Raw genomic sequence first — 14854 nt, 5'->3', positions numbered from 1 at the left:
GGGGAGCGAGGAACCGGCGTTCGAACACGAGAGGCCGCATGAGACACGCGATCCGCTTCCTCCTCGGCCATGAGGCGCGCACGATCGAGGCCTGCGATCCGACCCTGACGGTGCTCGACTGGCTGCGCGGCCCCGAGCGGCTGGTCGGCACCAAGGAGGGCTGCAACGAGGGCGATTGCGGGGCCTGCACGGTGGTGGTGGTGCGCCCCGAGGGGCCGCCCGGCGCCGAGCGCCTGCGCTACCGCACGGTCGATGCCTGCATCACCTTCCTGGGCATGCTCGACGGCTGCCAGCTCCTCACCGTGGAGCACCTGCGTGGGAGCGACGGCACGCTCCATCCGGTCCAGCGCCTGATGGTGGAGGAGCACGGCTCGCAATGCGGCTTCTGCACGCCGGGCTTCGTGATGTCGCTGTTCGCCATGACCAAGGATTGGCCCGCCGCGGCCGGGGAAGTCTGGACCTCCGCGAGCCCCATCGACGATGCCCTCGCGGGCAATCTCTGCCGCTGTACCGGCTATGCCCCGATCGTGCGCGCGGCCGAGCGGGCGCTGGCCCTGCCGGAAGCGGATGCCTTCGACGCCGCCCACGACGCCACCCTCGCCCGGCTGCTGGCCTTGCGCGACGACGAGACCGTTGCGGTCTCCGGGCCGAAGGGCCGCTTCTTCGCCCCGGCCACCATCCAGGCGCTCGTCGATCTCATGGCCGAGCACCCCCAGGCGACGATCGTGGCCGGCGCCACCGATGTCGCCCTCTGGGTGACCAAGGGCCTGCGCGTGCTCGACCCGGTGATCTGGCTCGGGCGGGTGCGAAGCCTGCGCGTCGTGGGCGAGGCGCCCGATCACCTGTATCTCGGAGCCGGCGTGAGCCTCGCCGAGGCCGGCACGCATCTCGCCGGACTGCATCCGGATCTCGGCGAACTCTTCCGCCGCCACGGTGCCGCCCAGACCCGCAATGCCGGCACCCTCGGCGGCAACATCGCCAACGGCTCCCCCATCGGCGACGCGGCGCCGGCCCTGATCGCCCTCGGGGCAGGCCTCCATCTCATCGGCCGGGGGACCGAGCGCGAGATTCCCCTCGCGGATTTCTTCGTCGCCTATGGCCGGCAGGACCTGCGCCCGGGCGAGTTCGTCGCCGGGGTGCGGGTGCCGAGACTCGGCCCGAAGGCGATCTTCCGCGCCTACAAGATTTCGAAGCGCTTCGACGAGGATATTTCGGCCGTCCTCGGCGCCTTCCGACTGACGCTCGACGGCGGCACGATCGAGGAAGCCTGCATCGCCTATGGCGGCATGGCCGGCACCCCGAAGCGGGCCGTCCAGGCCGAGGCCGCGCTGGTGGGGCAAGCCCTCGACGCCGCCGTGATCCCGGCCTTCAAGGCCGCACTCGCGCAGGACTTCACCCCGCTCACCGACATGCGGGCTTCGGCTGCCTACCGCCTCAAGGTCGCCGGCAACCTGATCGAGCGCCTGATCCACGAGAGCGCCCCGGAGGCGCCGGAAACCCGCTTGGCGAGGGTGGGAGCACTGGCTCATGCTTGATCGCACGCCCCCTGCCCCGAAGGCGGACGACCGGATCGCGGGCGGCGCCCACACGCCGCGCATCCACGACAGCGCCGCCCGCCACGTCGGCGGTTCGGCGATCTACATCGACGACATGGCCGAGCCGGCCGGCCTGCTGCATGTCTGCCTGGGCCTGAGCGAACGCGCCCATGCCCGCCTGGTCTCGGTGGATCTCGACCCCGTGCGCAGCGCCGAGGGCGTGGTCGCGGTGTTCACCGCCGCCGACGTCCCGGGCGTCAACGACATCTCGTCCTCGCACCGGAACGACGAGCCGATGCTGGCCGAGGACACGGTGTCGTATGTCGGCCAGCCGATCTTCGCGGTGGCGGCCCTGACCCGCGATGCGGCCCGCCGCGCCGCCCGCCACGCCGTCATCGCCTACGAAGACCGCGCGCCCGTCCTGACCTACCGGGAGGCCCGGGCGGACGGCACGCTGGTCTGGCCGCCCATGACCCTGACGCGCGGCGATTCCGACGCGGTGCTGGCGGAGGCTCCCGGCATCGTCCGGGGCCGGATGGCCATCGGCGGCCAGGAGCACTTCTACCTCGAGGGCCAGATCGCGCTGGCCATTCCGGGCGAGGACGACGAGGTCACGGTCTACACCTCGACCCAGCACCCCTCGGAGGCCCAGGCCCTGGTCGCTAAGGTGCTGGGCACGGTCAATTCCGCGGTGACGGCCGAGATCCGCCGGATGGGCGGCGGCTTCGGCGGCAAGGAGAGCCAGTCGAACCTGTTCGCCTGCGTGGCGGCCCTGGTGGCCAAGACGACCGGACGCGCCGCCAAGATCCGGCCCGACCGCGACGACGACATGATCATCACGGGCAAGCGCCACGATTTCGAGGTCGATTACCTCGTCGGCCACGATGCCGCGGGCAAGATCCTGGCGGTCGACATGCAGCTCGCCGCCCGCTGCGGCTGGGCCGCCGACCTGTCGGGGCCGGTCACCGACCGCGCCCTGTTCCACGCCGACAATTGCTATCACTACCCGGCGGTGCACCTGACCTCGCGGCCCTACCGCACCCACACCCAGTCCAACACCGCCTTCCGGGGCTTCGGCGGCCCGCAGGGCATGGTGGCGGCCGAGCGGGTGATCGAGGAGGTGGCCTATGCCTGCGGCCTCGACCCGTTGGAGGTGCGCAAGCGCAATTTCTACGGTACCGAGACCGACAACGTCACGCCCTACCACCAGACCATTTCCGACAATTGCATCCGGGATTTGGTGGCCAAACTGGAAGTGGATTGTGAGTATGCTGGGCGCCGCGCGGCCCTGCATGCGGCAAATGAAGCGAGCCCGGTGATCAAGCGCGGCATCGCCCTGACGCCGGTGAAGTTCGGCATCTCCTTCACCTCGACCGCCTATAACCAGGCCGGCGCCCTGGTGCACATCTACAATGACGGTTCGGTCGGCCTGAACCACGGCGGCACCGAGATGGGCCAGGGGCTCTACGTCAAGGTCGCGCAGGTGGTGGCGGAGGAATTCCAGATCGATGCCGACCGGGTCCGCATCACCGCGACCACGACCGGCAAGGTACCCAACACCTCGGCCACCGCCGCCTCGTCGGGGGCGGATCTCAACGGCATGGCGGCCCGCGCGGCCGCCCAGACACTGAAGGACCGCCTCGTCGCCTTCGCGGCCGAGGCCTGGAGCGTCGCGCCCGAGACGGTGCTGTTCCTGCCCAACCGGGTCCGGGTCGGCAACCAGGAGATCGCCTGGGCCGAGCTGATCCACAAGGCCTACCTCGCCCGCGTCCAGCTCTCGGCCACGGGCTTCTACAAGACCCCGACCATCCACTGGGACCGCGATGCCGGCCGGGGCCACCCGTTCTACTATTTCGCCTACGGCGCGGCCTGCGTGCAGGCGGCGGTGGACACGCTGACCGGCGAATACCGGATCGAGCGGGCCGACATCCTGCACGATTGCGGCCGCTCCCTGAACCCGGCGGTGGACCGGGGCCAGATCGAGGGCGGCTTCATCCAGGGGCTGGGCTGGCTCACCACCGAGGAATTGTGGTGGGACGGCAAGGGCGCTTTACGCACCCATGCGCCGTCCACCTACAAGATCCCGGCCTGCGGCGACCGCCCGCGCATCTTCAACGTGGCCCTCTACGAGAACGCGAATCGCGAGGCGACGATCTACCGCTCGAAGGCGGTGGGCGAGCCGCCGCTGATGCTCGGCATCGCCGGGCTGCACGCCCTGTCGGACGCGGTGGCGAGCGTCGCCGGGCACCGGCACTGCCCCCGCCTCGACGCCCCGGCGACGCCCGAACGCGTCCTCGACGCCGTCGAGCGGATGCGGGCCCTGGCGGACCATCCGCAAACCGCGCAGCCGTGAGCCTCGACCCGTCGGAGGCGCTGTCGGAAACCCTGGCGGGCGCCCTCGCGGCGGGCGAGCCGGCGGCCCTCGTTACCCTGTCGGAGGCGCGGGGCTCGACGCCGCGCGCCGCCGGCACCGCCATGCTGGTGATGCCCGGCCGGGTCGTCGGCACCATCGGGGGCGGCACCTACGAATGGGCGGGCATCGCCCGGGCCCGGCAACTCCTGGCGGCGGGCGAGCGGGAGGCCACCCTGCCGATGCCGCTCGGGCCGGAAACCGGACAATGCTGCGGCGGGCACGTCACCCTGACGATCGTCCGGGCCGGGGCCGAGACGTGCGCGAGCCTCAGCGCCCGGGAGGCCGAGGGAGCGGCGCGGGCGCCGTGGGTGCTGATCTACGGCGCCGGCCATGTCGGGCGCGCCCTGGCGCTGGCCCTCGACCCGCTGCCGTTCCGCACCCGGATCGTCGACGACCGGCCCGGGGAGATCGCCCGCGTGGAGGGCGCCCGCATCCTCCGGGAGGTCGGCTCGGCCAGTGCCGTGGCCGAGGCCGCGCCGCCGGGGGCCGCGCACGTGGTGCTCACCCACAGCCACGCCCTCGACAGCCTGATCTGCGCCAGCCTGCTGGAGGCCAACAGCTTCGCGTATCTCGGCCTGATCGGATCGGCCACCAAGCGGGCGACCTTCCTCAGCGCCTTCCGGGCGATGGGGCTCGACGCGGCCGCCCTCGACCGCCTCGTCTGCCCGATCGGCGGCAGGCCGGTGCGCGACAAGCGCCCGGCCGTCATCGCCGCCCTGGTGGCGGCCGAACTGATCGGCGTCTTTGCGGGCTGATCTGGAGGCTCGACCGGCCGATCAGGGACGCGGCGGCGGGACGTTCGCTCCGCGTGCGGGCATCGACTCGGCAGGCATGGACTCGGCAGGCATCGACTCGGCCGCAATGCCGCCGGCCCGGGGCGGGACCGGGATCGCGTCGCCGCTGCTGATCGCCTCGGCCTCGTTGCGGGGGCCTGCCCGGCCCTCGGTGCCGCCCGGCGCGGTGGCGGCATCCATGCCGGCCGGCGCGCCGGCGCCCTGGGCCAGGGCCGCCCCGGCGAGGCCGAGCGACAGGGTCAGGACGGTGATCAAACGGATCGGGGTGGGCTGGATCATGGCAGGCTCCAGGGTTCGCAAGGAGGCGGAGAGCGTCGCGCGATGTCGCGTCGGGCTTTCGGAAAGGTCGGCGTTCGGCGCGGCTTCGGCGGAAGCGGGCTCAGCGGTGACGTTTGTGCCGGGGTGCCCGGTGCCGGGCTGCCCGGTGCCGGATCGCCCGGTGTCGGAGGGCCGCGCGTCCGCGCAGGCCGCCGGGGGCCGTGACCCGGGACTGGCCGCCGGGAGCGATCAGGGTGCCCTGGGCCCGGGGCGCCGGCGTCAGCATGAACAGGCCGGCCGTGACGAGCGCGGCCGCGAGGCTCCGCCCGAGCATTCCAACGCTTGCAAACCTACGCTTCAGGAACAGCTGCGGCACATCACGTCCTCCCGCGAGCCCGGCGCCCGCATGATCGAGGATGGTCCTGGCAAAGGACGTGCCGGACCGGCCCGACATCACCGAGGCTTGTTCCGCACATCTCGACGTCTGCGCACGCGTGCCGGCGGTCTTCAGGATGGTGCTGGTCGATATCTTGCGCGGATCAGGCTGGATCGATGATGGCTGCTTCGCTCGGCAACGGATCGACTGGATGGGGAAGCGCGGGCGCTCCGCGTCGGGACAGCGCATCCCAAAGAGCGAAGGATTCGGGTGCTCAGAAGTCCAATGCTCAGAAGTCCGGGGCTCAGGAGTCCGTGGCTCAACTGCCCCGATAGGTCTGGTAGCTCCACGGGCTCGCCACCAGCGGCACGTGATAATGCCCCTCCGGCTCGGCGACGCCGAAGCGCAGCGTCACGATGTCGAGGAAGGGCGGTTCGGGCAGGCCCGGTTGGGTCGTCCGGAAATGGTCGCCGATGTGGAAGCGCAGCTCGTAGGCGGCGATCGGCACCGGACGGTCGGCGATGAGGGGCGCGTCGGTGCGCCCGTCCGCGTTGGTCACGGCCCGGGCGATGAGGGCGGTCTCGGTGTCGGAGACCCATTCGTGCAGTTCCACCGCCACGCCCGACGCCGGCCGTCCCGCCGCGGTGTCGAGGATGTGCGTCGAGATCCGCCCGGTGGTGCGCAGGGCGCCCGGTCCTTCGACCAGCGCGCCAAGGCGGATCGCGGCGATGCGGAACACCTCCGACAGGGCGGTGGCGCGCTCGGTCTCGGCGTCGGAGGCGAGGCGCGCCGCAAAAGCGCGCAGGAGCGAGGCGCGGCCGTGGCGCCGGATGCAGAGGATGAAGGGAAACCCGAAGCGCGCCACGTAGGCCGCGTTCAGCGCCGCGAACCGCGCGTATTCCGCCTCGGACAAGCGGTCGAGCCCGGCCGAGGCCTGCTCGGCGATCGAATCGGGGGCGATCCGTCCGTCGCGGGCGGCGCGGCCCGCGAGTTCGGGGTGGCCGGTCAGCAGGCCGAGGCGCGCCGTCTCGGGGGCGGCCTCCACCGCGCCCCGCATGGCGGCGAGGAGCGCCGTGACCGTGGGAAACGGGCGCTGCCCGGCCGCCGCCTCGGCGACCCAGGGCGCGTGCTCGAACACCGCCCCGAGGGCATCGACGAACGCCGCGGGCGAAGCGCGGTTCAGATCGTCGAGAATCGGCATCGGAATCCTTCCTGTGCGCAGCCGGTTTCGGCAGGCCGGCATAGCAGGCAACGGGCCATCCGGCGCGGGTGGCGCTCGCCAGGGCCGCGGAAATGTGGTCTTGCGCGCGCTCCTGCCCGCCGGGCGAAGTCCGCCCGGTCCGCTGGACCACGAGACGAGGGCGCCATGATCCGCAAGACGCATCTTCCGCCCGACGCGACCCTGCTCCAGGTCGCGGGCGATCTCGCCGCGCCGGAGGAGTACCTGCGCCGCCTCCTCGGCAACATGCGCTTCTGCCAGAAGCGGCACGGCGACGCCCGGGTGCGCATCGGCGTGACCGGCAAACACAAAGGAAAGGGGTTCAGCCCCTCGTACCGGATCGACTATCACCAGGACGGAGTCGAGACGGTGTTCAACGGCTTCGGCGGCACCTCGCACAGCGCCTTCACCGAGACCAATGTCCGCGAGACCAACTGGAGCCGGGGCCATGCCACGATCCAAGAGGTCCAGCGCCTCTACGACGAACTTCGCAAAGGCGATTCGCATAAGCGCGACCCGAAAACGGATGGCACGAGCCGGCAAGACGGAAGCCGGGACGACGTGACTCAAAGCGTGCCGCGCGAGTCCTGACCTTCCGTCAGGCGGCCCGACAGGCAGGGCCGCGATCCGGGCCGCCATCCGGCGCCCGCCCGGGCGTGGGTGTCCCCGCCCCCGGGCGGAGTAGGGTTCAGCGATCCCGCGTGTGGGTCGTGCGCGAATCCTGGGTCTTGTTGCCGTCGGCGGCGGGCGATGCACCGGGGACGCCGGTATTGCCCGATCCGCCGCCCATCTCCCCGGCCTTGAGCATCTCGCCCTTCCGCATCTCTCCCGCCGTGCCGGCCGGCGACGTACCGGACGGGGCGGGGACGCCGGACTGCTGGGCCAGGGCGACGCCCGGACTTGCGATGAGAGCCGAGGCGGCAACCATGAGGATACGTCGGTTCGACATGCCAATCTCCTGATCAGGACAGACAATCAAGTGCGGCTCTTGGCCATTGGTTCGGTCGGATCATGTATAGAATGCCCTCATAAACATTCTTATGAGGGTGATTGCGCAATGTATCTTGCGTAAATGTTGAGTCTGGGCGCCCTTTGTCCGGGCCGCACGGGGAAGGCGCTCGGAATACCGACCTTGACCTGCGGCCTCCGGGCCGGTGCGCGGCTTCGGATGGTGCCGCGTGATTTCACCCGGTCGTGCGGGTCCGCCCTTCCGGGGGACGAGGCCTCGGGCTGGCATGTGGCTTGCGGACCCGGACTGCCGCGGCCTTCCCGGGCGCGCGCGAGACGAGGGACCGACGCGTGGATCACGGCTCTTCCGCATCCGGCTCTTCTTCAACCCCCGCATCGTCCCAGCCCGGTCCAGCCGGCCGCTCCGCGCCCACCGCCCCGCCATTGGCCCTCCTGCTTCTCGGGCTTCAGCACGTGCTGGTGATGTATGCCGGCGCCGTCGCGGTGCCGCTCATCGTCGGACGCGCCCTCAAGCTCCCGCCCGAGCAGGTGGCGATGCTGGTCAGCGCCGACCTGTTCGCCTGCGGCCTCGCCACCTTGATCCAGAGCTGGGGCCTGCCCGGCATCGGCATCCGCATGCCGGTGATGATGGGCGTGACCTTCGCGGCGGTGACGCCGATGATCGCCATGGGCACCAGCCCGGATCTCGGGCTCACGGGCATCTACGGGGCGGTCATCGTCGCGGGCCTGTTCGCCCTTCTGGCGGCGCCCCTGGTCGGGCGGCTGCTGCCCCTGTTTCCCCCGGTGGTGACCGGCACGGTGATCCTGGTCATCGGCATCTCGCTGATGCGGGTGGGCGTGAACTGGGCCGCCGGCGGCCTCGGCAACCCCGCCTACGGGGCGCTGCTCTATCTCGGCATCGCGCTGTTCGTCCTTCTCGTCATCCTGGGCCTCACCCGCTACACCCGCGGCTTCGTCGCCTCGGCCTCGGTGCTCATCGGCATCGTGGTCGGCATGGGGGTCGCGGGCGCCTTCGGCCTCGTCGACCTGTCGCGGGTGGCCACGGCGCCGTGGTTCGACGTGGTGCGGCCCTTCGCCTTCGGGGTTCCGAAGTTCGATCTCGTGGCCAGCCTCACCCTCTGCCTCGTCATGGTGGTGGTGATGATCGAATCAACCGGCATGTTCCTGGCCCTGGCCGAGATCACCGGCGAGACCGTGGACGAGGCCCGCCTGATCCGGGGCCTGCGCGCCGACGGCCTCGGCACCGTGCTGGGCGGGGTGTTCAACACCTTCCCGTACACCTCGTTCTCGCAGAACATCGGCCTCGTCGGCGTCACCGGCGTGCGCTCGCGCGTCGTCACGGTGATCGGCGGCGTGGTGATGCTCGGCCTCGGGCTGGTTCCGAAGCTGGCGGCCCTGGTGGAGGCGGTGCCGTCCTGCGTCCTGGGGGGAGCCGGGCTGGTGATGTTCGGCATGGTGGCGGCCACCGGCACACGCATCCTCGGCGCGGTCGATTTCGCCGCCAACCGCAACAACCTGTTCATCGTCGCGGTCTCGGTCGGGTTCGGGCTGATCCCCCTGGTGGCGCCGGCCTTCTTCAAGCAGATGCCGGACGTGCTGCATCCGCTGCTGGAATCCGGCATCCTGCTGGCGGCCCTGTCGGCGGTCGCCCTGAACCTGTTCTTCAACGGTCTCGGCAGCCGGGACGGCGCCCGGGCCGAGGCCGCCCGCCTCGCCCATGCCGCCGAGGCGTGAGCCGCCGGACCCGGTCCGGGAGACCATCGATCGTGAGAGGACCCGCACCATGGCGCTGACGAAGGCACGATACGGCAAGGGCCGCGTGCGGGTGCTCCGGCTGGTGCGCGGGGACGCGCGTCACAGCGTGCGCGAACTCACCCTGACGGTGCTGCTGGAGGGCGATTTCGGCGCCGCCTGGACGTCGGGCGACAACCGGCAGGTGATCGCCACCGACAGCATCAAGAACATCGTCAACATCACCGCCGCCCAGCAGGTCGAGGCGGAGACCGAGGCCTTCGTGGGCCATGTCGCCGACCTGTTCCTGGAGCGCTACGCGCAGGTCGCCACCGTCACCATCGAGGCGCTGGAAACCCGTTGGCTGCGCCGGACCATCGCGGGGGCGCCGCACGCCCACACCTTCACCCTCGACGGCAACGGCGCGCCCTTCGTCCGCCTCGTCGCCGACCGGTCCGGCGCGGTGCTGCAATCGGGCCTGCGCGGCTACACCCTGATGAAGACCACGGAATCCGGCTGGGCCGACTTCGTCGACGACGCCTTCCGGACCCTGCCCGACACCCATGACCGCATCTGCGCCACCAGCATGGACGCGACCTGGACCTGGACCGCGCCGCCGGCCGACCCGGTGGCGGCCAACGCGGCCATCCTCGACACGATGATCACGGTCTTCGCCACCACCTACAGCGCCGGCGTGCAGGACAGCATGTACCGCATGGGCGAGGCCGTGCTGGCGGCCCGGCCGGACATCGCCGAGATCCACTTCGCGATGCCCAACAAGCACTACATCCCGATGAACCTGGCGCCCTTCGGCATCGCCCATGGAGGCCAGGTCTTCCTGCCCACCGACGAGCCGCACGGCCAGATCGAGGCCACCCTGGCGCGCGACGGCTGACCGCCGCGAAGCCGAGCCTCCTGTTGGACGCCGATCCGTGCTTCAGACCTCGGTTCGCCCGCAGGCCGGGCCGGCGTTTCGCGTGCCGAAGTCGAGAAATCCAGCCGTCCGGGTGCGGATTCGCACGCGGCGTCCAGAACCATGCCAGATCCACCGCGATGCCGCAGAAAACGGTGATGTTCGATCAAGTGCCCGGAGCAAATGAGGAATTTTCAAGACTTCGAGCGCATCGGCGGGAGATGAGCGTTGGAGTTCGTGCCGCTTTGCTCATCCTTAATGCACAATCCTCAAGCAGAGTGTGTTGTTTTCGGCGCCATACGCGCACAGATTGCAGGAACTGGAACGCACCGCCTCGCGTCTTTGCGACACGCGTTCCGATCGAGGATTCCTGCCATGACCCATCGTCGTCTCACCACTGCCGTCTCCGCCACCCTCGCCATCGCCCTGGGCCTGTCCGCCTCGGGCGCCGTCGCCCAGAGCTACAACGCACCCGCCGGCATCCCGGCCGCCGTGGCTCCGGGTGGTCTCGAGGGACGGGCCGCCGCCCACAACCTGCACGCACTGCGCCGGAGCCACGGCGATACGATCGTTCAGCGGAACGTCACGGGCGATCTGACCACCGGTTCGGTCCGCGCTCCCCGCGCCGACCGCTGGTAAGTCCCGGTCCCGATCCTGAGGATGGCCGGTGTTCCCAGGCGGGGCGCCGGCCTTCGTCGTTCCGGAAGCGGAGCGGTTTTTGATGCGCCGCAGTTTCTGCTTTGCCGGAGTTTCTGCTTCGCCAGAGGACGGAGGCCGTTCAGGCCGCGGCTTCGCGCGGGGCTTCGGGCGGGGCTTCGGGGCTGAGCGGCACGGTGTGATAGCGCCGGTCGGCGTAGACGAGGCCGTGACCGTCGCCGGGCTCGGCGAGGCCCACCACCTCGCAATAGAGGACGTCGTGGGTGCCGACCGGGTGACGGCCGACGATGCGGCAATCGAAGGCCGAGAGGGCTCCGGGGAGGGCCGGAGCGCCGGTCACGAGGGTGGTCCAGGTGGCGGCGGCAAAGCGCGTCTCCATCGGGGTGCGCCCACCGAAGGCCGTGGCGATTCCGGATTGCTCCGCCGCCAGGGTGTTCACGCACAGCACATCGTTGGCGCTCACCGCCGCATAGGCCGAGGACGACCGGTTGATGCAGACCAGCAGCGTCGGCGGCCCGTCGCTGACGCTGCACACCGCGGAGGCGGTGAAGCCGGCCCGGCCCCCGTCCCCGTCGGTCGTGATGAGGTGGACGGCGCCGGCCACGCGCGCCATCGCGCCGCGATAGGCGTCGGCCTCGACGCCGGGCAGGTTTGCCGCGCCGGGGAAATCTGCCGCGCTGGGGTTCGTCTGGCTCATGGGGATCACTCCTGGGATGCGAGGAACGCCACGAGCGTCCGGTTGAAGGCGTCGGCGCGGGTCACGCTGTGGGCGTGGCCGCCGCTCGGCACCCGGTCGAGGCGCGCGTTGGGCAGCCCCCGCGCCAGAGCCTCCGAGCACAGATAGGGCACCAGCACGTCGTCCTCCGCCGCCATGACGAGGGTCTCGTGCGCGATGCCTGGGAGATCCGCCGTCAGGTCGAAGGCTTCCAGCGCCGCGATCCGGGCCAGCACCGTGTCGCGCCCGGGGAAATGCGCCAGGGCGTGCGCCTCGTCGTCGGCCACGCGGTCCGCGTGCTCGGACAGCCAGGCCGCCGGGTAGAGGAAGATGGCCTGTGCCCGGACATAGGCCTCCGGGCTCTCGGCCAGCAACACCTTGCGGGCGGCAAAGCAGCGCTTCGTGGCGGAATCCGCCCGGGCCCAGCCGTTGATCACGACGAGGCGGCCGACCCGGTCCGGATGGGTGCGGGCGAGTTCGAGGCCGATCAGCCCGCCGAGGGCGTGCCCGACGATGTCGCAGCGCTCGGACCCGCAGGCATCCATCACGGCGAGGGCGTCGCGCGCCATGGCGGCGATGTCGTGCCCGGGCTCCAGGGGCCCGCCCGAGCGGCCGGTGCCGCGATGGTCGTAGGTGATCACGCGGAAGCGCGCGGTCAGCGCGTCCATCTGCGGCGCGAAGTAGCCGGCCGAGCCGCCGAGCCCCGGGGAGAGCAGGACCGTCCGGGCGCCGGAGCCCTGGACCGCGTGATGGATCGCCATCGATGCCTCACGAGAATGGGTCAGGAGGAATGCCTCGGGCAGGATGAGGCTTGAACGAAGGACGAGGCTTCAGCGAAGGATGAGGGCTCAGGCCTTGCCCACATGCGCGACCGAGGCGATCTCCACCAGCGCGTCGGGCTTCACCAGACCGCACTGGATGCAGTAGCGCGCCGGCTTCTCGCCGGGAAAGTACGTGGCATAGACCGTGTTGATGGCGGCGTAATCGGCCCAGTCCTTCAGGAAGATGTGGTTGAAGGTGATGTCGTCCATGGTGCCGCCGGCGGCGGTGACCACGCCCTTGATGGTCTCCAGCACATGCCGGGTCTGCGCGGCGGCATCGCCCACGTGGACGACGTTCGCCTCCGCGTCGAGGGGCAGCGTGCCCGAGACGTAGAGCACGCCGTCGGCCAGCGTACCGGGCACGTAGGGCGCCAGCGGCTTGCCGGTGCCGGGCGGAATGATCACGGTCTTGGGCATGGTCGGAGGTCTCCTGGGGCGGGGAAGGCGCCTTTGTCGATGGAGCTTGCAGGCGAATCGCGGCGGGCGGCCCTATTCCGCCGCCGCCGAGCGGGTGAGGTCCGGCCGCAGGGCCGCCTCGAAGGCGGCGACGTCCGAGACCCAGCCGAAGAAGGTCTCGATGTTGGCGAGCGCCCCCGCCTGCAGGGCGGCCGGCCCTGCCTGATGGGTGGCGTCGGCCAGCACGATGCCGAAATATTCGAGGAAGAAGCCGTCGCGCAGGGTCGATTCCACGCAGACGTTGGTGGCGATGCCGGTGAGGACCAGGGTGCGGATGCCGGCCGCGCGCAGCAGGCTGTCGAGCTGGGTGTTGTAGAAGCCGCTGTAGCGCGACTTGCCCAGCACGATGTCGCCGGGCTCCGGCTTGAGGGCGTCGACCAGGGCGTAGTCCCAGGTTCCCTTGGCGAGCAGGCGGTCGTTCATGGCCGGCTTCGCCCGCATGGTCTTGAGGGCGTTGGACTTGTGCCAGTTCGGTGAACCCGGGCCGCCGGCCTCGACGTAATCGGGGTCCCAGCCGTTCTGGAACCAGACGATCCGGATGCCGGCGGCCCGGGCCGTCGTCACCGCGCGGGCGATCTGCGCCACCACCGGTCCGGTGCCCGAGACGTCGAATCCCGCCAGATCGAGGTAGCCGCCCGGGCTGGTATAGGCGTTCTGCATGTCGACGACGATGAGCGCGGTGGCCGCGGCGTCGAAGGCGATGGGCTCGGGCCGTGCCGCCAGGGTGATGGCGCCCTGGCGACCTGCCGCGTCGGTGTAGCCGGCCGGTCTTGCGATCTGGTCCATCACGCCACCTTCGCCATGGTCTCGGCGTCCGCGGCGATATGGGCGCGGCTGGCCATCAGGGGCTGGATGCGGGTGCCGTAGGCGTCGAGCCCCTTGAGGAAGTCGTCGAACACCAGCAGCACGCCCTCGGTGCCCGGCACGGTGGCGACCTCGTCGAGCATGCGCGCCACCTCGGCGTAGGAGCCGACCAGCGTGCCCATGTTGATGTTCACCGCCGAGGTCGGGTCGGCCATCTGGCGCACGTTGGTGTCGGTGCCCGACTTGGTGTCGGCGGCGCCCTGCACCCCGAGCCAGGCGATGGCCTCCTGGTCGGCGCCGGCCTTGTAATGCTCCCAGGTGGCCCAGGCGGCCTCGTCGGTCTCGTCGGCGATGATCATGAACAGCACGTAGGAGGAGACGTCGCGGCCGGTCGCAGCCTTGGCAGATTCCAGCCGCTCCACCGTGGGGGCGAAGGCGGTGGGCGTGTTCACGCCCTTGCCGAAGCAGAAATTATAGTCGGCGTACTTCGCCGTGAACTCCATGCCGGCGCTCGACTGGCCGGCGCAGATGATCTTCATCTCGGCCTGCGGGCGCGGGCTGAGACGGCAATCGTCCATCTGGAAGAAGTCACCCTTGAGGGTACAGGTGCCGGTCTCCCACAGGTCGCGCAGAACCTGCGCGTATTCCGAGAGATACTCGTAGCGGCGCGAGAAATATTCGTCGCCGGGCCACAGGCCCATCTGGGCGTATTCCGGCCGCTGCCAGCCGGTGACGAGGTTGAGGCCGAAGCGCCCGTTCGAGATCGAATCGATGGTGGCGGCCATGCGGGCCGTGATGGCGGGGGGCATGCACAGGGTCGCGGCCGTGGCGAACAGCTTGATCCGGCTGGTGACGGCGGCCAGACCCGCCATCAGGGTGAAGGATTCGAGGTTGTGGTCCCAGAACTCGGTCTTGCCGCCGAAGCCCCGCAGCTTGATCATCGACAGGGCGAAGTCGAAGCCGTAGCCCTCGGCCTTGAGCACGATCTGCTTGTTCAGCTCGAAGCTGGGCTTGTACTGCGGCGCGTTCTCCGACAGGAGCCAGCCGTTGTTTCCGATCGGGATGAAGACGCCGACGTTCATGGCAACCTCGCTCGCACCGGGCAGCCCCGGCTGAAGGACAAGACTTCGCAACAGGCACGGACTGGACAAAGCAAGACGAGGGCCTGTCGAGACCGGACGGGAGACTGACAT

Annotated in this window: 16 protein-coding genes; 7 read left to right on the top strand and 9 right to left on the bottom strand. The window is 70.5% G+C overall.

Translation table 11 applies throughout. The features are described from left to right. Positions 1-38 precede the first annotated feature (38 nt). The 3 genes from xdhA to xdhC are packed head-to-tail and all read left to right on the top strand — an operon-like array spanning position 39 to position 4703. Positions 39-1535, top strand: a complete 1497-nt coding sequence (gene xdhA, locus ASF60_RS22905) for a xanthine dehydrogenase small subunit (RefSeq protein WP_056190570.1) — start codon at positions 39-41, stop codon at positions 1533-1535. Next, the gene (gene xdhB / locus ASF60_RS22900) at positions 1528-3888 is read left to right on the top strand and encodes a xanthine dehydrogenase molybdopterin binding subunit (RefSeq protein ID WP_056190568.1); all 2361 of its coding nucleotides are present in this window, start codon (positions 1528-1530) and stop codon (positions 3886-3888) included. The genes xdhA and xdhB overlap by 8 nt, the downstream gene beginning before the upstream one ends. After that, on the top strand, positions 3885-4703 hold the full coding sequence (xdhC, locus tag ASF60_RS22895; protein ID WP_082508156.1) for a xanthine dehydrogenase accessory protein XdhC: 819 nt from the start codon (positions 3885-3887) through the stop codon (positions 4701-4703). The genes xdhB and xdhC overlap by 4 nt, the downstream gene beginning before the upstream one ends. Before the next feature lie 21 nt (positions 4704-4724). On the opposite strand, the gene ASF60_RS25920 is transcribed toward xdhC, so the two are convergent. The 3 genes from ASF60_RS25920 to uraD all read right to left on the bottom strand — a co-directional run bounded on the left by ASF60_RS25920 (position 4725) and on the right by uraD (position 6577). Beyond that, complete coding sequence (locus ASF60_RS25920) at positions 4725-5021, bottom strand: hypothetical protein (protein ID WP_082508155.1); 297 nt, start codon at positions 5019-5021, stop codon at positions 4725-4727. Positions 5022-5121: 100 nt separating this feature from the next. After that, the gene (locus tag ASF60_RS22885; protein WP_156375970.1) at positions 5122-5454 is read right to left on the bottom strand and encodes a hypothetical protein; all 333 of its coding nucleotides are present in this window, start codon (positions 5452-5454) and stop codon (positions 5122-5124) included. Between the two features lie 241 nt (positions 5455-5695). Continuing rightward, positions 5696-6577 (bottom strand): 2-oxo-4-hydroxy-4-carboxy-5-ureidoimidazoline decarboxylase, encoded by an 882-nt coding sequence (uraD, locus tag ASF60_RS22880; RefSeq protein WP_082508154.1) that lies wholly within the window; start codon positions 6575-6577, stop codon positions 5696-5698. A 165-nt stretch (positions 6578-6742) separates the two neighbouring features. On the opposite strand from uraD, the gene ASF60_RS22875 reads away from it, so the two are divergent. Next, positions 6743-7186 carry a hypothetical protein gene (locus tag ASF60_RS22875; protein WP_200941017.1) on the top strand — a complete coding sequence of 148 codons (444 nt, stop codon included), beginning with the start codon at positions 6743-6745 and terminating at the stop codon, positions 7184-7186. 97 nt (positions 7187-7283) lie between these two features. Here the strand turns inward: ASF60_RS22875 and ASF60_RS22870 are convergent, their stop codons facing one another. Next, positions 7284-7544 carry a hypothetical protein gene (locus tag ASF60_RS22870; protein WP_056190563.1) on the bottom strand — a complete coding sequence of 87 codons (261 nt, stop codon included), beginning with the start codon at positions 7542-7544 and terminating at the stop codon, positions 7284-7286. Positions 7545-7987: 443 nt separating this feature from the next. Here ASF60_RS22870 and ASF60_RS22865 point away from each other — a divergent pair, with 443 nt between their 5' ends. The 3 genes from ASF60_RS22865 (at position 7988) to ASF60_RS22855 (ending at position 10847) form a co-directional block, all read left to right on the top strand. After that, positions 7988-9298 carry a nucleobase:cation symporter-2 family protein gene (locus tag ASF60_RS22865; protein WP_056190561.1) on the top strand — a complete coding sequence of 437 codons (1311 nt, stop codon included), beginning with the start codon at positions 7988-7990 and terminating at the stop codon, positions 9296-9298. Positions 9299-9347: 49 nt separating this feature from the next. Next, on the top strand, positions 9348-10190 hold the full coding sequence (gene pucL / locus ASF60_RS22860; protein WP_056190710.1) for a factor-independent urate hydroxylase: 843 nt from the start codon (positions 9348-9350) through the stop codon (positions 10188-10190). A gap of 393 nt (positions 10191-10583) precedes the next feature. After that, on the top strand, positions 10584-10847 hold the full coding sequence (locus ASF60_RS22855) for a hypothetical protein (RefSeq protein ID WP_056190559.1): 264 nt from the start codon (positions 10584-10586) through the stop codon (positions 10845-10847). 139 nt (positions 10848-10986) lie between these two features. Here ASF60_RS22855 and ASF60_RS22850 read toward each other — a convergent pair whose 3' ends face one another. The 5 genes from ASF60_RS22850 to rutA all read right to left on the bottom strand — a co-directional run bounded on the left by ASF60_RS22850 (position 10987) and on the right by rutA (position 14743). Then, complete coding sequence (locus ASF60_RS22850; RefSeq protein WP_056190557.1) at positions 10987-11562, bottom strand: flavin reductase; 576 nt, start codon at positions 11560-11562, stop codon at positions 10987-10989. A 5-nt stretch (positions 11563-11567) separates the two neighbouring features. Beyond that, positions 11568-12341: a pyrimidine utilization protein D gene (gene rutD, locus ASF60_RS22845; protein WP_056190555.1), complete on the bottom strand. Its 774-nt coding sequence runs from the start codon at positions 12339-12341 to the stop codon at positions 11568-11570. 87 nt (positions 12342-12428) lie between these two features. Continuing rightward, a complete protein-coding gene (gene rutC, locus ASF60_RS22840) occupies positions 12429-12818 on the bottom strand; it encodes a pyrimidine utilization protein C (RefSeq protein ID WP_056190553.1) in 390 nt (129 codons plus the stop codon). A gap of 72 nt (positions 12819-12890) precedes the next feature. Next, positions 12891-13643, bottom strand: a complete 753-nt coding sequence (gene rutB / locus ASF60_RS22835; protein ID WP_056190551.1) for a pyrimidine utilization protein B — start codon at positions 13641-13643, stop codon at positions 12891-12893. Further along, complete coding sequence (gene rutA, locus ASF60_RS22830; protein WP_056190549.1) at positions 13643-14743, bottom strand: pyrimidine utilization protein A; 1101 nt, start codon at positions 14741-14743, stop codon at positions 13643-13645. Before rutA ends, rutB begins: the two co-directional genes overlap by 1 nt. Positions 14744-14854: the final 111 nt, after the last annotated feature.

It is taken from the genome of Methylobacterium sp. Leaf113, assembly GCF_001423325.1.
Classification (GTDB): domain Bacteria; phylum Pseudomonadota; class Alphaproteobacteria; order Rhizobiales; family Beijerinckiaceae; genus Methylobacterium.
The sequence above is the reverse complement of the archived record's forward strand: the minus strand, read 5'-3'. Positions and strand labels throughout refer to the sequence as shown.

Coding starts and splice junctions, on each gene's coding strand:
- xdhA (WP_056190570.1), top strand. CDS start 39: ATGAGACACGCGATCCGCTTCCTCCTCGGCCATGAGGCGCGCACGATC.
- xdhB (WP_056190568.1), top strand. CDS start 1,528: ATGCTTGATCGCACGCCCCCTGCCCCGAAGGCGGACGACCGGATCGCG.
- ASF60_RS25920 (WP_082508155.1), bottom strand. CDS start 5,021: ATGATCCAGCCCACCCCGATCCGTTTGATCACCGTCCTGACCCTGTCG.
- ASF60_RS22885 (WP_156375970.1), bottom strand. CDS start 5,454: ATGTCGGGCCGGTCCGGCACGTCCTTTGCCAGGACCATCCTCGATCAT.
- uraD (WP_082508154.1), bottom strand. CDS start 6,577: ATGCCGATTCTCGACGATCTGAACCGCGCTTCGCCCGCGGCGTTCGTC.
- ASF60_RS22875 (WP_200941017.1), top strand. CDS start 6,743: ATGATCCGCAAGACGCATCTTCCGCCCGACGCGACCCTGCTCCAGGTC.
- ASF60_RS22870 (WP_056190563.1), bottom strand. CDS start 7,544: ATGTCGAACCGACGTATCCTCATGGTTGCCGCCTCGGCTCTCATCGCA.
- pucL (WP_056190710.1), top strand. CDS start 9,348: ATGGCGCTGACGAAGGCACGATACGGCAAGGGCCGCGTGCGGGTGCTC.
- ASF60_RS22855 (WP_056190559.1), top strand. CDS start 10,584: ATGACCCATCGTCGTCTCACCACTGCCGTCTCCGCCACCCTCGCCATC.
- ASF60_RS22850 (WP_056190557.1), bottom strand. CDS start 11,562: ATGAGCCAGACGAACCCCAGCGCGGCAGATTTCCCCGGCGCGGCAAAC.
- rutD (WP_056190555.1), bottom strand. CDS start 12,341: ATGGCGATCCATCACGCGGTCCAGGGCTCCGGCGCCCGGACGGTCCTG.
- rutC (WP_056190553.1), bottom strand. CDS start 12,818: ATGCCCAAGACCGTGATCATTCCGCCCGGCACCGGCAAGCCGCTGGCG.
- rutB (WP_056190551.1), bottom strand. CDS start 13,643: ATGGACCAGATCGCAAGACCGGCCGGCTACACCGACGCGGCAGGTCGC.
- rutA (WP_056190549.1), bottom strand. CDS start 14,743: ATGAACGTCGGCGTCTTCATCCCGATCGGAAACAACGGCTGGCTCCTG.